The 13894-nt window shown below is 72.0% G+C and carries 13 protein-coding genes and 1 pseudogene; 9 read left to right on the top strand and 5 right to left on the bottom strand.

Annotation, left to right across the window (positions count from 1 at the left end; genetic code table 11):
• Positions 1–122: 122 nt before the first annotated feature.
• Positions 123–2405 carry an ATP-binding protein gene (locus QSK39_RS20350; RefSeq protein ID WP_285479336.1) on the bottom strand — a complete coding sequence of 761 codons (2283 nt, stop codon included), beginning with the start codon at positions 2403–2405 and terminating at the stop codon, positions 123–125.
• Positions 2406–2507: 102 nt separating this feature from the next.
• Between QSK39_RS20350 and QSK39_RS20345 the strand changes: the two genes are divergently transcribed.
• Together QSK39_RS20345 and QSK39_RS20340 are read left to right on the top strand one after the other, a co-directional pair.
• Positions 2508–4235, top strand: coding sequence for a PP2C family protein-serine/threonine phosphatase (locus QSK39_RS20345; protein WP_285479335.1), 1728 nt, complete (start codon positions 2508–2510; stop codon positions 4233–4235).
• A complete protein-coding gene (locus tag QSK39_RS20340) occupies positions 4232–4642 on the top strand; it encodes a response regulator (RefSeq protein WP_285479334.1) in 411 nt (136 codons plus the stop codon). The genes QSK39_RS20345 and QSK39_RS20340 overlap by 4 nt, the downstream gene beginning before the upstream one ends.
• Positions 4643–4661: 19 nt before the next feature.
• Here the strand turns inward: QSK39_RS20340 and QSK39_RS20335 are convergent, their stop codons facing one another.
• Positions 4662–5324, bottom strand: coding sequence for a class F sortase (locus tag QSK39_RS20335; protein ID WP_285479333.1), 663 nt, complete (start codon positions 5322–5324; stop codon positions 4662–4664).
• Positions 5321–6151 (bottom strand): DUF4397 domain-containing protein, encoded by an 831-nt coding sequence (locus QSK39_RS20330; RefSeq protein WP_285479332.1) that lies wholly within the window; start codon positions 6149–6151, stop codon positions 5321–5323. Before QSK39_RS20330 ends, QSK39_RS20335 begins: the two co-directional genes overlap by 4 nt.
• A gap of 244 nt (positions 6152–6395) precedes the next feature.
• Between QSK39_RS20330 and QSK39_RS20325 the strand changes: the two genes are divergently transcribed.
• The 3 genes from QSK39_RS20325 (at position 6396) to QSK39_RS20315 (ending at position 8374) form a co-directional block, all read left to right on the top strand.
• Entirely contained in the window at positions 6396–7010 is a 615-nt protein-coding gene (locus QSK39_RS20325; protein WP_285479331.1) for an RNA polymerase sigma factor, read from the top strand.
• Positions 6967–7698, top strand: a complete 732-nt coding sequence (locus QSK39_RS20320) for an anti-sigma factor (protein WP_285479330.1) — start codon at positions 6967–6969, stop codon at positions 7696–7698. The genes QSK39_RS20325 and QSK39_RS20320 overlap by 44 nt, the downstream gene beginning before the upstream one ends.
• Positions 7699–7813: 115 nt before the next feature.
• Positions 7814–8374 (top strand): hypothetical protein, encoded by a 561-nt coding sequence (locus QSK39_RS20315; protein WP_285479329.1) that lies wholly within the window; start codon positions 7814–7816, stop codon positions 8372–8374.
• Positions 8375–8464: 90 nt separating this feature from the next.
• Here QSK39_RS20315 and QSK39_RS20310 read toward each other — a convergent pair whose 3' ends face one another.
• Together QSK39_RS20310 and QSK39_RS20305 are read right to left on the bottom strand one after the other, a co-directional pair.
• The gene (locus tag QSK39_RS20310; protein ID WP_285479328.1) at positions 8465–9127 is read right to left on the bottom strand and encodes a response regulator; all 663 of its coding nucleotides are present in this window, start codon (positions 9125–9127) and stop codon (positions 8465–8467) included.
• A complete protein-coding gene (locus QSK39_RS20305; protein WP_285479327.1) occupies positions 9124–10077 on the bottom strand; it encodes a HAMP domain-containing sensor histidine kinase in 954 nt (317 codons plus the stop codon). Before QSK39_RS20305 ends, QSK39_RS20310 begins: the two co-directional genes overlap by 4 nt.
• A gap of 207 nt (positions 10078–10284) precedes the next feature.
• Between QSK39_RS20305 and QSK39_RS20300 the strand changes: the two genes are divergently transcribed.
• The 4 genes and pseudogenes from QSK39_RS20300 to QSK39_RS20285 all read left to right on the top strand — a co-directional run.
• Positions 10285–10788 (top strand): CBS domain-containing protein, encoded by a 504-nt coding sequence (locus QSK39_RS20300; protein ID WP_285479326.1) that lies wholly within the window; start codon positions 10285–10287, stop codon positions 10786–10788.
• A gap of 84 nt (positions 10789–10872) precedes the next feature.
• Positions 10873–12159: an ArsB/NhaD family transporter gene (locus QSK39_RS20295; RefSeq protein ID WP_285479325.1), complete on the top strand. Its 1287-nt coding sequence runs from the start codon at positions 10873–10875 to the stop codon at positions 12157–12159.
• Between the two features lie 206 nt (positions 12160–12365).
• Positions 12366–12821, top strand: coding sequence for an NfeD family protein (locus tag QSK39_RS20290; RefSeq protein WP_285479324.1), 456 nt, complete (start codon positions 12366–12368; stop codon positions 12819–12821).
• A pseudogene (locus tag QSK39_RS20285) lies at positions 12800–13681 on the top strand (SPFH domain-containing protein); the annotation flags it as partial. The gene QSK39_RS20290 and the pseudogene QSK39_RS20285, both read left to right, overlap by 22 nt.
• Between the last annotated feature and the right edge of the window lie 213 nt (positions 13682–13894).

The following is a 13894-nucleotide window of genomic DNA, read 5'->3' as shown; positions in this document are numbered from 1 at the left end:
CTTCAAGAACAAGATCCGCGCCCCACAGAGATGGCGTATCCGACGAGACCTGGGCTCGCGGTGATCGTCCATCGGAAAGGTGGTTCGTACGGGCCGGGGCTTCGGCCAGGTCGGAGATCTGCTCAGCCCTGGGGGTCGGGTTCGAGGGTGAACCACACCGTCGTCCCCGCTCCCGGCTCGGATTCGATCCGGAGGTGGCCGCCGTGGCGCTGGATGATGCGGTCCACGATCGCGAGTCCCGCGCCGTGGCCGCCGCCGTACGCGTCGCGGGCGTGCAGCCGGCGGAACAGCCTCAGAACGTCCTGCTGGTGCACCTCGGGGATGCCGATGCCGTTGTCGCGGACGAACACCGCCGCCGCGTGGTCGGGTCCGGCGGCGCGCAGACCGACCTCGACGGTGCGCGGCTCCTCGGACCGCGCGTACTTCGCCGCGTTCACGAGCAGGTTGACGAGGATCTCCTCGAGGCGGGCCCGATCCGCCGAGACGGTGACGCCCTCGGCGGGAAGTGTTGCCCGGACGCCGTTTTCGGCCAGCCGGGGGCCGGCGATGTCGAGGGCGCGGCCGGTCGCGGCACGCAGGTCGACCGGTTCGCGATGCAGGTCCGACTGGCCGAGCAGGGCGAAGTGCAGCAGGGAGTTGACGAGCTCGTCCATGCGGTTGGCGAGACCTTCCACGGTCTCCAGGCGGCGCAAGGTGGTCGCGTCGAGGGTTTCGCCGGCGTCTTCGCCGATGAAGGCGACGGTGGAGGCGATGCCGCGCAACGGTTCCTTCATCTCGTGAGCGGCGGCGTGGGCGAAGGTGTCGAGATCCTGGTTCGCCCGCCGCAGCTGGGTGTTCAGCCCGGCGAGGTGGGTCGCCTGCCGCAAGGCGATGGTCGACACGGCTCGGCCGAGGTCCGCCGCGACGGTTTCGTCGGCAGCCGCCCACGGCAGGCTGTGCCCGCGCACCACGGCCCGGTAGACGGCGGACGAGCCGCGCGGGGTGAGCCGTTCGCCGTGCGGGCCCAGCTGAACCGGCTGGGCCGGGTCGGCAGCCCAGGTCCGGTCGGCGCGCCGTTCCCGCCGGATCCAGGTGATGAGGTCGCCGCCGCCGAGGCCGAGCACCAGCGCCCCGCTGAGGGCATCGGCGTGCGGGGCGAGCGCGGGGGAGTGTTCGCTCAGGCAGTCACTCGCCCAGACCTCGCCCGCGGCGAGCGCCGGCAACACCGGCCACAGGGCCGCGAGTGCCGCGGGGTCGGTGTCGCCGTACGGGGTGGTGTCCTGGCCGCCGAGGCGCAGGGCGACGGCGTCGGAGCGGACCAGCTCGGCGAGCAGCTCGCCGTGGTCCGGCAAGGACTGCGCGGGGTCTGTTTCGAGGGCCGCCACGAGCCGGGACAGCGCGGTCCGCGCGTTGTGGCGGGCCTGGGCCGTCTCGGCCTCCTGGAGCGCGGCCAGCTGCAGGGAGAGCGTGACGCCGAAGAATTCGCACGCCGCGCGGACTTCCGGGTCGAGCCGGCGGGGCGTGAGCCCGTGGCAGGCGATCAACCCCCACAGGGCGCCTTCCTGCAGCAGTGACACCGACATCGAGGACGCCACGCCGATGTTGCGCAGGTACTCCAGGTGGAACGACGACACGGTGCGCAGGGTCGAGTCGGACAGGTCCAGCGGCTCGCTGCCACCGGGGAGGGTGTGCGGGTGGAGAGCGGAAGTGTCGTCGTCGACGTCGTTGATCACGCGGATCCAGTTGCGCTCGTAGAGCCGGCGCGCCTGGGGCGGGATGTCGGTGGCCGGGAACCACAGCCCGACCCACGGCTCGAGGCCGTCCGAGATCGCCTCGGCGATCACCTCGCCGGGGCCGGAGCGGCCTTCGAAGCGGTAGGCGACGACGCGGTCGTAGCCGGTGAGCGCTCGGATCTCGGCCACCGCGGCGGCGCAGACGTCCACCACGGTGCGCCCGTGCTGCAGCCGGGTCAGCGCGGCTCGCACGGAGGGGTAGAACTGCGAGAACCGGAACGGCCGCTGCGCGGTCGCGGGTTCCAGCTCCAGGACGAGGCGGCCGTCGGCGCGGTAGACGGTGACGTCGAACTCCGGGCCGTCCTCGGGGATGCGCAGGGCGAGCAGGCCCCGGTCGCCGGTCGGGGCTTCGAGGGTCTGCCGGACCGCGGCGAGGCCCTCGGCGCCGAGCAGGTCGGTGATCGGCGTGCCGATGAGGTCCTCGGGTGGCCGGCCGAGCAGCCGGGTGGTGGTCGAGCTGGCGACTTCGACGCGCCCGTCATCGGCCACGGCCAGCAGGGCGCCGTAGGACTGGATGCCGCCGAGCCGGTGGATCGGCTCGGTCACGCACACGGAGAAGTCGAACGCCGGCCCGGCGGCCGCTTCGGCCGCTCGTTCGCGTTCGGCCGGTTCGTACGCCGCCGTGTCGCCCATTTCGCTCCTCGTTCGGGTCGTGGCGTGCGTCCGCGACCGAGGCCGAACCCTACAGTGGGCACCGCCGCAGCCGCGGTACCTCGAACGATCGGAGCCGCCACCGTGTCCACCACCCCGGATGACTCGTGGACGGCACGGTTGCACGCGTTGTGGCGGGCCGCGTTCGAGGCGGTGAACACCAAGGGGCTGTCGGACGAGCTCTACTCGGGCCTGCTCACCCTGCGCGGGGCCCGGGCCGTGCTCGGGGCCCGGCTGGCGGCCGACGGGACCGTGACGGTGACCCGCTGGGCCGATCACGAAGGGCTGCGCACCCAGCCGGCCGGACTGGGCGATGAGGTGCTGACCTGGGTCGCCGCCCGGCCGGCGGGCGAGGAGCGCACGGTCACCGAGGTCCCGCTGGCCGAGGTGGCGGTGGCCGCTCCCGCACTGGCCGAGCGGCTGCGCACGGCCGGAGCGAGCGGGGTCCTGGTGCTCGACTTCGCGATCGCCGAGGGGGAGCGGGGCGTGCTCGGGCTGGGGACGTCCGCGGCGTTGCCGGTGGACCGGTCCGTGCTCGCCGCCATGCACCAGGTGCTGGACGTGATCGTGGCCACCGACCACCACGCCAGTCAGCTGCGCGAACTGGATGACCGCCAGGCCCAGGACGCGATCCTCGCCGAGGCCTCGCTGCAGATGGGTGCGTCGCTCGACATCGACGACACCCTGCGCGCGGTGGTGCGGATGGCCGTTCCCGGCCTCGCCGACGGCGCCGTGCTCCACGTCCACCGGGACGGGAGGATGGTGCCGATCGCGGTCGCCCACGTCGACGCCCACCGCGAGCGGACGCTGGCCGACGCCGTGCGGGCCGGCCGCTGGGCGGGCGAGGAGGTCGTGCGCGGCGCGGACCCGGTCGCCTGGGACGAGCTGCCACGGGCCTCGGGGCTGGCCGAGGAGATCCGGCTGCCGCTGCTGACGATCAGTGTGCTGCGGGCGCACGGCCGGGACGTCGGCCTGCTGACCTTCTTCCACCGCGAGGGTTCGCACCGCCGGCCGGACCGGTCCTTCCTGCAGAACCTGGCCGGCCGCGCGGCGCTGGCGATCGACAACGCGACGCTCTACGACCGGCGGCGCCGGGACGTGCTGTCCCTGCAGCAGCACCTGCTGCCCGCGGTGCTGCCGACGGTGCCCGGCCTGGACGTCGCCGCGACCTACACCGTCGCCGACCACAGCCTGGAGGTCGGCGGTGACTTCTACGGCCTGGTCCCGCGGCCCGACGGCCGCGTCACCGCGCTGATCGGCGACGTCTGCGGCCGTGGGGCGCAGGCGGCCGCGCTGACCGGCTTGGCCCGGCACACCCTGGAGACGGCGCTGGAGGAGGGCAGCTCGGCCGAGCACGCCATGCTGGGCCTCAACGCGAAGCTGCTGCGCAACGACCCGGGCCGGTTCCTCACGCTCGCGACGGCGACCTTCGAACCCGCGGAGCCGGCGGGCGTCCGGCTGTCCCTGCTCACGGCGGGCCATCCGCCGCCGCTGGTGCTGCGGCGCGACGGTGCCGTGCGGCAGCCGCCGTGTTCGGGGCGGCTGGTCGGCGTCCTGCCGGACCTGCGGTTGCGGGAGGGGACCGCCCGGCTCGAGCCGGGCGACACGCTGGTGCTCTACACCGACGGGCTCACCGAGGCCCGCGACGAGGCCGGCCGGTTCTTCGAAACGGATCTCGCGCCGACCCTGGCCCGGTTGCCCGGCCTGCCGCTGCCGGACCTGCTCGAAGCCCTCGTCACCGGCGGGGGCCGCTATCAGGTCGGCGACGACGCCGCGGTCCTGGCGATCCGGCACACCGGAGCGGCCGCGTGAGCGCCCACGGCCGGCTCGTGCTGGTGGTCGAGGACAGCGCCGAAGACCGCGAAGCCATCCAGCGCGCCCTGACCCGATCCCACCCGGAGCTCGAGCTGGAGTTCGCCCCGGACGGCGACGCGGCGATCGCCCGCCTCACCGACGCCGGCCGCGACCGGCCCGCGCTGCTGTTGCTGGACCTGAACCTCCCGGGCCGCGACGGTTACCAGGTCCTGGCCGACCTGAGGGCGAATGCGGACCTGGCGGCGTTGAAGATCATCGTTTTCACGTCATCGACCACCTCGGCCGACATCGAGCGCTGCTACGCCCTCGGCGCGGACAGTTACGTGTACAAGCCGGTGAACTTCCACCTCTTCCGCACGGTGCTCCAGGGTGCGGTGGACTACTGGCGGAACGGCGCCGGCTGAGTCACGCGGACTGTCGGCATCATGCGGGTACGGCTGTGACCACGATGTTGTCCCGGTAGCTCCTGGCCGTGCGGTCGAAGGATCCGCCGCAGGTGAACAGCGTGACGCGAGGGCTGCCGGTGGTGGCGAAGTACGGCTGCAGGTCGATCTTGTCCTTGGGTATCTGCTCGCGGGCCACCACGACGTAGGAACGGGTCGCGCCGTCCTCGCCGGTGAGTGCCAGCGCCGATCCCGGGTCGAGTTCACGCAACCGGAAGAACGCGCCGGGCCCGGCGGCGGCGCTGTCGACGTGACCACCGATGACGAGCGAGCCGGCCGGGCTGTCCAGCGCCGGCCCGAACCGGTACCAGCCCACGGTGTCGACGCTCGGCGGGACCGAAAAGGCGCCGGTCCGGTCGACGCCGGCCGGGGCGACCTTCGCCGTGACGCCGATCCGGGGGATGGTCAGGCGCACCGGCCGGACGGCAGGTCGCTCGGTGGCCGATCGTGCCGGCACCGCGGGCTTCGCGGGTTCCTCCAGCCGCGTGACGATCGGCGCCGGGGCGCCGGACGGGTCCGTCCCGGTGCCCGGCAGGGTTCCGGCCGCGATCGCCAGGACGCCCGCGGTGATGAGTGCGACGGCCGCGGGGCGGTGCGTCCCGGCGAACCGCCGGGCCGCACCGCTGCGTCGATCCCGGGTCACCGGGACAGGTTCTCCGCGCGCCGCCGGAACAGCAGGAAGACGCCGAGGAGCACCAGCACGACACCGGTCACGGACAGCGCCGACCACCAGGCGCCGGTGTCGTCGGCGGCCAGCCCGCCGGTGCCGGTGGGCATCGACGAGGGCGCGCCACCCAGATCCTTGATCGTCTGCGCGGTGAGCGCGAGCGTCTTGGCGTCGGCCGACCCGATCGCGTAGACGATGGTCGAGGTCCCCGCCGCGAGGTCCAGGTCCTTCGGGCCGAGCACCACGGTGCCGGTCCCGGCGAGCGTCACGTCGGCGCTCACCGTTCCCGCCGGCAGATCGGCCATGGCTTCCTTCGGGTTGGTCAGGCCGGGGAACACCGGCTTGCCCCCGGCCCGGACGTCCACCGCGGGGGCGGCGGCCGTGTGCCGGACCACGAGCCGGGCCTGGCCCGCGGCGATCATCGCGGTGTCGTTGCCGAACGCGGTCAGCGCGGGCTTGCCCCCGGCGTCGAGGTGCGCGACCAGGCTGAGGTTCTTGCCGCCCGGCACCGCGAGGCTCTTGTTCTCCAGGATCGCGCTGGTCGCCGCCTCGCCCGGTTTGGTCAGCGCGACGTCATACGTGCCGGCGGCCAGGCTCAGCGGTCCGGCGACGTCGGCCGGCTGGAAGTTGTCGAGTGTCTTCTTCCCGTTGACGTAGACGTCGACCGGCTGGCCGGGAATGCCGTGCACCACCGACACCATCGACTCGTCCGCCGCCGTCGCCACCCCGGGGAGAGCGACCGACAGCGCGGCCAGAAGCCCGGCCGAAGCCACCAGGGCGAGTGAACGCAGAGGGGATTTCATCAACTGCTCCTTCGAGGCCGACGTTCCAGGTGCTTGTCGATTCGTCCGGAACCGCCCGGCCGGATGCAGCGGCGTGAATCTTCCTTTCGTGCGCCCTTGCCCGACGCGCATCCGCGACGCGCCGGGTGGACGTACCTCCTCCGTCGGCAGTCCTGCCGCCTGCCCGCGCCGACCGACCGAGGAACCGACGATGCTGATGGCCGAAGGTGTCGCCTCTCCGTCGCGTGCGGTTAGGGTGTCGTCCGTGTCCGAAGATGCCGTGACGAGCGGCACAGCCGACGATCTCGCCTGGCGGTTCGCCGCCGGCGAGCCGGAGACACTGCGCGCGGTGTTCGATCGGCACGGACCCGCGGTGCAGCGGCTGGCCAGGGCCAGCTTGCGCGATCCCGCCGATGTCGACGACGTCGTGCAGGCGACCTTCGTCTCCGCGTGGAGCGGCCGGCACACGTACGACCCGGAGAAGGCGGGGCTGCTGGCCTGGTTGCTGGGGATTGCGCGGCGTCGCATCGTCGACCTGCTGCGGGCGCGTGGCCGCCAGCAGCGGGACAGCGACGCGGTCGCCGCCGCCGCACCGGCGGAGGAGGTCATGGCCGAATCGCCGGAGCGCGTGCTCGACCGGCTGGTCGTCGTCGACGGGCTGACCCGGCTGCCCGACCCGCAACGAGAAGTCCTCCAGTTGGCCTTCTACGCTGATCTGACCCACACTCAGATAGCCGAGCAAACCGGACTGCCGCTGGGCACGGTGAAGAGCCACCTCCGCCGCGGGATGCAGAACCTGCGCTCCCAGCTCGACCGCACCCCGGAGGAGGTGAACGATGTCGCACCCGGATCCCGATCGGCTCGTGCTGCTCGCCCTTGACGAACAACGCCCCGAACCGGCCGACACCGCCCACCTCGACCGCTGCGCCGACTGCCGGGAAGAGATCGAGTCGTTGCGAGCCGTCGCCGGGCTCGGCCGTGAGGCGATCACGGAAACGTCGCTTCCGCCGGTGCGGGAAGCGGTCTGGGAACGGATCGCCGCCGAGACCGGTCAGGCGACTCGCCCACCGTCGGACGAAGACGGCGGGCGCGTTCTGCCGCTACGGCGCCCAGACGGCGAAGCGGCGAGCGGCCGTCGGGTTTCCCGAGGGGCACGCTATGCGCTCGTCGCGGCCGCTGCCGCGGCGGTCGGCGTGGCCGGCACCTTGATCATCGTCAACTCCGGTGGCGAGAGCGAGCGGGTGGTCGCGGAGGCCCAGCTGGCTCGTCAAGCGTCCGCTCCGGCCGGCGCGACGGGTCGCGTCCGCATCGTCGACACGGGCACGGGCTCGCTGCGGCTCAAGGTCCAGCTGACCGGCATGCCCGCGCCGGCCGGGCTGTACGAAATCTGGCTGTACGACGGCGCCGAGACGATGATTCCCCTCGGGGTGACCGCGGGCACCGAAGCCGACGTCTCGGTGCCCCCGAACCTCGCCTTGAGCAGCTATCCGGTCGTCGACGTCTCCGTGCAGGAGCTCGGCCAGCAGGAGCACGGCGTCAGCATGCTGCAAGGAAAACTCGGCACCTGACCGGGCGAACCACTCGGGCCGCGGGCCCGAGGAATTCGGCCGGCACTGGCTGCATCCGTTCGGGTTGCTCCTCACGTATCCCTCGTGTCCAGGAAGCAACGAGAACGGAGTCATCATGCGCCTTCGCATGCTCGGGGTGTCCATCGTCGCCGCGGCCGCCATGGCCGGGGTCGCCGCGGCACCGGCCCAGGCGGCTCAGCCGGTGACGGCGTCGTCCCACACCGTCTCGCACCACAGCTGGTACCACTTCGGCAAGGGCCGGACCGACCTCACGCTGGACGCCGCCGCGGCGAAAGCGCTTACGTCGCTCGGGGTCAAGGTCTCGCCGGTCTTCGCCAAGGTCAGCCATCCCGGCGGCAAGACCGTCTTCGGCTTCACGATCGTCGGCAACCCGAACGACGGGACGATCGAGCACGTGGGCGGCCTGCTGCTGCGGGCGGGTGGAAAGTGCCTCTACCTGACCGGTTACACCATCGACCTCAAGCGCGGAGTGCTCAGCGGGAAGATCGACTTCGGGACGCGCGCCGACCTGTTCACGATCGGCGCGGCCACGCCCGCCGGCGTCACCCTCGCCCTCACCGCGCCGGCCGCGGCGTTGCTGAACAAGACGTTCGGCGTCACCGCGTTCACCCAAGGCCTGGTCATCGGCTACGGCAACCCGATGATCCGCAAGTAGGGCTCCCGTCGGAGGTGGCCGAACAGGAGCGGCCACCTCCGGCGGTCCTCTGGCGGCGAAGGAGACATCCGTGGATGGCCGAGCTGGGCGTCACGGCTCGATGAGACCGGCCCGGATCGCGTAGCGGGTGAGGGCGAGCCGGTCCTTGAGCCCGAGCTTCTGCAGCAGGTTCGCGCGGTGCCGTTCGACGGTCTTCGCGCTGATGACCAGCAGGTCGGCGATCTCCTTGGAGGAGTGGCCTTCCGCGACGAGCTTGAGGATCTCCTCCTCCCGCGCGGTGATCGCGCGGTCGGGGATCGTGTCGCCGTTGCGGGCGCGGTCGAGGTAGTTGCGGATCAGCGACGTGATCGCGCCGGGGTAGAGGAACGGCTCGCCGCGCACGGCCGCCCGGCACGCCTCGACGAGGTCGCGGTCGGCGACGGACTTGAGCACGTAACCCGAGGCCCCGGCTTTGAGCGCCTCGAAGAAGTACTGCTCGTTGTCGTACATCGTGAGCATGAGGATGCGCAGCCCGGGCTGGGCGCGGGACAGCTCGCGGGCGGCCTGCAGCCCGGTCAGCCGGGGCATGGCGATGTCCAGGATGGCCAGGTCCGGCTGCTGCTCGCGGGCCGCGGAAATGGCTTCGGCGCCGTCGCCCGCTTCGGCGACCACGCTCAGGTCCGGCTCGTTGTCGAGGATGAGCCGGACGCCCCGGCGGACCAGGGCGTGGTCGTCGGCCAGCAGGATGCGCACCGGGGTCGGCGGGGCGCTCATCGGTCCGCCCCGTCCAGCGGCACGACCAGCCGCACTTCCGTGCCCGAGCCGGGCGCCGGTCCGACGGTCAGCCGTCCGCCGACCAGCAGGGCGCGCTCCCGCATGCCGGTGATGCCGGCGCCTTCCGCGGCGTCGCCGAGGCCGCGGCCGTCGTCGCGGACGCGCAGTTCGACCTGGCCGACCGTGGTGCGCAGGACGACCTCGGCGTGCAGGGCCCGGGCGTGGCGGACGGCGTTGGTGAGGCTTTCCTGGGCCACGCGGTAGAGCACGAGCTCGATCTCGTCGCCCAGGTGCGGGACGGCGTGGTCGAAGCGGCGCAGCACGGTGAGGTCGCTGTGTTCGGTGATCTCGGTGCTCAAGGCCGTGAGCGAGCTGGTCAGCCCCAGTTCTTCGAGCACCCCGGGACGCAGCCGGCGGGCGATGCGGCGGATCTCGTCGAGGGTGCTGCGGGTGGTCTCCTGCGCGGAGCGCAGCTCTTCCCGGGTCGCGGCGGGCAGGCTGTTCGAGACGCGCTTGAGGTCGAGCAGCACGGCGGTCAGCGACTGGCCGACCTCGTCGTGCAGCTCACGCGCGATGCGGCTGCGCTCGGCTTCCTGCACCGAAAGGGCGCGTGCGGCGCTGAAGCCGCGTTCGGTCTCCAGCCGGTCGAGCATGGCGTTGAAGGTGCGGATCAGCTCGGCGACCTCGTCGCGGCCCCGCGGGGTCAGCCGGGGCGCGGGGCGCAGCAGGTCGATGGTCGTCATCGTGCGGGACAGCCGGTGCAGCGGGGCCAGCCCGATCCGCAGCAGGACCGCGTTCGCCACCAGGACGACGGCCAGGCCGCCGACGAGGATCACCACTTCCGTGAACAGCGCCGGCGCGGAGACGGTGACCGGCCCGAGCAGCAGCAGCGCGGTCGCCGCGCTCAGCACGACGGCGTTGAGCAGGAAGATCCTGCGGTACAGCGGCACCCGTGTCTCCTCGCCGATCGGTGTCCGGACCCCTGCGAGCGTGGCGGGTGAACCGCCGGCTGTCCATCCGTGCCGACACCCACTTCGGGCCGGCGCCGGCCGGCAGGCCCGGGGGGAATGGGTGCCGGACCCGATGGTCGTGGCCGGGGTCGCCGCCGAGACTCGTGGGCACCGACGGCGGCTCGCCGGGAACGGAGGCATCGGGACATGTCCGCAGCGCGACCGGCCCTGTACATCGACCAGGCGGAGACCATGCGAGCACGAGACATCGCCACGCACGTCCCGACGATCACCGCGGGCGACCAAGTCGCTCAGGCGGTCCGGGTGATGGCCGTGAGCAGGCTGCCCGGGCTGATCGTCGTCGACGCCCGGTCGCGGCCGTGGGCGGTGCTGCCCGGCACCCAGGTGCTGCGGCTGGCGGTGCCCGCGTCCTACCAGGAGGACCCGGCTTTGGTCCGCACGGTCGACGAGGACCACGCCGACCGCTTCTGGCAGGAGCTCGCCGACCGCACGGTCGGGGACTGCGCACCCCGGCGGCTGGTGAAACCGGTGACCGTGGCCGCCGACGCGACGTTGTTCGAGGTCGCCGCGTTGATGGCCCGCGAGCACAGCCCGCTCGTGGCCGTCGTCGACGAGTCCGGCGTGCTGGTCGGCGCCATCACCCTCGACCGCCTGATCACCAGCCTCGCGGTGTTCGGGCCCGACGACTGACCCCCGGAGCCAACTGTCGAAGCCGTCGCCGGCGGGGAGGAGCACCCGCCGGCGACGGCGCCCTATGCCCGGAGGTTCCTTGTCGTGCCCGCGGTCCTGTCCTTGGCGGTCTTCGTCGTCGCGTTCTTTTTCATCGCCACCGAGAAGGCCGACAAGGTCAAGGTGGTGCTCATCGCCGCCGGGCTGATGGCCGTGCTCGGGCTCGTCCCGGGCGCCGAGGTGTTCTTCTCCGAGCACTCGGGCATCGACTGGAACGTCATCTTCCTGCTGCTCGGCATGATGATCATCGTCGGGATCGTCAAGCAGACCGGCGTGTTCGACTACCTCGCCATCTGGGCGGCCAAGAAGGCCCGCGGCCGGCCGTACCGGCTGATGGTGATGTTCATGACGATCACCGCGATCGCGTCGCCGTTCCTGGACAACGTCACCACCATCATGCTGGTCGCCCCGGTCACGGTGGTCGTGTGCAACCGGTTGCGCATCCCGGCCCAGCCGTACCTGATCGCCGAGGTTCTCGCGTCCAACATCGGCGGCGCCGCGACCCTCATCGGTGACCCGCCGAACATCATCATCGGCAGCCGGGCCGGGCTCACCTTCACCGACTTCCTGGTCCACATGGCACCGGTGGTGGCCGTCGTCTTCGTGGTTTTCGTGCTGCTGACCAAGGTGCTGTTCCGCAAGTCCTTCGAGTACCACCCGGAACACGTGGCCGCGGTGCTGGCGCTGCAGGAGCGCCGCGCCATCACCGACCCGGCGATGCTGCGCCGCTGCCTGATCGTGTTCGCGGCCGTCGTGCTCGGGTTCGGCCTGCATTCGGTGCTGCACCTGGATCCCGCGATCGTGGCCCTCGTCGGCGCGGGGGTGATGCTGCTGCTGACCGGCGCCGACCTCGGCGACGTGCTGGGCGAGGTCGAGTGGCCCACGCTGGTGTTCTTCATGGGCCTGTTCGTGATGGTCGCGGGTCTCGGGCACACCGGGGTGATCGAGACCGCGGGCGGCTGGACGGCGAACCTGTTCGGGGACAACCACTTCGCCGCGGCGACGGCGTTGCTGTTCGGGTCGAGTGCCCTGGGGGCATTCTTCGACAACATCCCCTACGTGGCGACGATGACCCCGATCGTCGAGGGCATGGTCGCCGACGTCCCCGACGCCGCGACCGGCCGGGCCCTGTGGTGGGCCTTCGCGCTGGGCGCCGACTTCGGCGGCAACGGCACCGCGGTCGCGGCCAGCGCCAACGTCGTCGCCCTCGGCATCGCGGCCCGGACGGGGCATCCGATCAGCTTCTGGCAGTTCACCCGCTACGGCATCGTCGTCACGGTGCTGAGCACGGCGATCGCCTGGGGATACGTCTGGCTCCGCTACTTCCTGTGAAGTCGGCCGGCAGCAACGCTCGTCGGTGACGCGTCGACTGTCCTGCACGCCGAGATGGGTGCCGCCACGGATGTACAGCGCGAACGCCGTCGGGCAGCCTCGTCGGTGAAGACGTTCGGCAGCAGGCGAATCTGCCGCGGAAGCCCCCAACCGACCAGCCGGGCGAACCTGGCCGGCCTCATCGAATCGCAGGGAGGAGAGCCATCGTGGACGAAGGGCTCATCTGGCTGGCGGTGGCGATCGTGCTGGCCGTCGTGGAGGTCTTCTCGGCGACCATCGCGCTCGGCGTGCTGGCCCTCGCGGCCCTCGTCACCGCCGGGACCGCCGCGCTCGGCCTGGCCCTGCCCGGCCAGCTCCTCGTGTTCGCCATCGCCTCGGCCGCCGGTGTCGTGCTGGCCCGGCCCGTCGCCCAGCGATACCGGCGCCGTCCCGAGAGCGCGCTGTTCGGTGTCGATGCGCTCGTCGGCCGGCAGGCCCACGTCGTCGAGGAAGTGACCGGTGTGGACGGCCGGATCCGCATCGGCGGCGAGGAATGGACCGCGCGGACCTTCGACGACGCCTTGGTGATCCGCGCCGGCACGGTCGTCGACGTCCTGGCCATCGAGGGCAGTACCGCTTTCGTCCACCCCAGGGAGGAAACATGGACATCTCGACCGCAGTGATCGCCGCCCCGGTGATCGTCGTCATCGTGATCTTCACCGTGATGCGGGCGGTGCGGATCGTGCCGCAGGCCCGTGCGCGCAACGTCGAACGGCTGGGCCGCTTCCACCGCACCCTGACGCCCGGGCTCAACCTCGTCATCCCGTACGTCGACCGGGTGTACCCCAAGATCGACCTCCGGGAACAGGTCGTCTCCTTCCAGCCGCAGCCGGTGATCACCGAGGACAACCTGGTCGTCGAGATCGACACCGTCTTGTACTTCCAGGTCACCGATCCCCGTGCCGCGGCCTACGAGATCGCCAGCTATCTCCAGGCGGTCGAGCAGCTGACCGTGACCACGCTGCGGAACGTCGTCGGTTCGATGGACCTGGAAAGCACGCTCACCTCCCGGGATGCCATCAACAGCCAGCTGCGCGGTGTTCTGGACGACGCCACGGGCAAGTGGGGCCTGCGGGTGAACCGGGTCGAAATCAAGGCCATCGATCCGCCGGCGACCATCAAGGACGCGATGGAGAAGCAGATGCGCGCCGAACGGGACAAGCGGGCCGCCATCCTCGGTGCGGAGGGGCACCGCCAAGCCCAGATCTTGACCGCCGAGGGGGACAAGCAGGCCGCGGTGCTGCGGGCCGAGGGCAATCGCACGGCGGAGATCCTCGGTGCGGAAGGTCAGGCGCACGCCATCGACGAGGTCTTCCAGGCTGTCCATCGCAACGACCCGGACCCGAAACTGCTCGCCTACCAGTACCTGCAGACGCTGCCCAAGCTGGCCGAGGGGCCCGGCAACACCTTCTTCGTCATCCCGAGCGAGGTCACGGCCGCGTTGCGCGACGTGTCACAGGCATTCGCCGGCCCGCAAGCGGATTCCGCGGCCGCCGGCTCCCGAAACGGGTGGCCGGCGACGTGATCGCGACAGCCGCAGCCGATTCCTGAGCCCGGACCGCGCGGCAGGTGCGAGCTCGGCGTGGCCTGCGGGGAGTGCCCGCGGGCCACGCCGAGCGGCGTGATCCGGCGTCACCGGATCAGCAGCGAGTGACGGTTGTCGATGCGGTCCCCCGCGGTAGCCGATGCGCGGTGG

It is taken from the genome of Amycolatopsis sp. NBRC 101858, assembly GCF_030269325.1.
Taxonomy (GTDB): domain Bacteria; phylum Actinomycetota; class Actinomycetes; order Mycobacteriales; family Pseudonocardiaceae; genus Amycolatopsis; species Amycolatopsis ponsaeliensis.
The sequence above is the reverse complement of the archived record's forward strand: the minus strand, read 5'-3'. Positions and strand labels throughout refer to the sequence as shown.

Excerpts from the sequence above, each read along its gene's own strand:
- QSK39_RS20350 (WP_285479336.1), bottom strand. The coding sequence starts at position 2,405 with ATGGGCGACACGGCGGCGTACGAACCGGCCGAACGCGAACGAGCGGCC.
- QSK39_RS20330 (WP_285479332.1), bottom strand. The coding sequence starts at position 6,151 with ATGAAATCCCCTCTGCGTTCACTCGCCCTGGTGGCTTCGGCCGGGCTT.
- QSK39_RS20320 (WP_285479330.1), top strand. The coding sequence starts at position 6,967 with ATGTCGCACCCGGATCCCGATCGGCTCGTGCTGCTCGCCCTTGACGAA.
- QSK39_RS20315 (WP_285479329.1), top strand. The coding sequence starts at position 7,814 with ATGCGCCTTCGCATGCTCGGGGTGTCCATCGTCGCCGCGGCCGCCATG.
- QSK39_RS20310 (WP_285479328.1), bottom strand. The coding sequence starts at position 9,127 with ATGAGCGCCCCGCCGACCCCGGTGCGCATCCTGCTGGCCGACGACCAC.
- QSK39_RS20300 (WP_285479326.1), top strand. The coding sequence starts at position 10,285 with ATGTCCGCAGCGCGACCGGCCCTGTACATCGACCAGGCGGAGACCATG.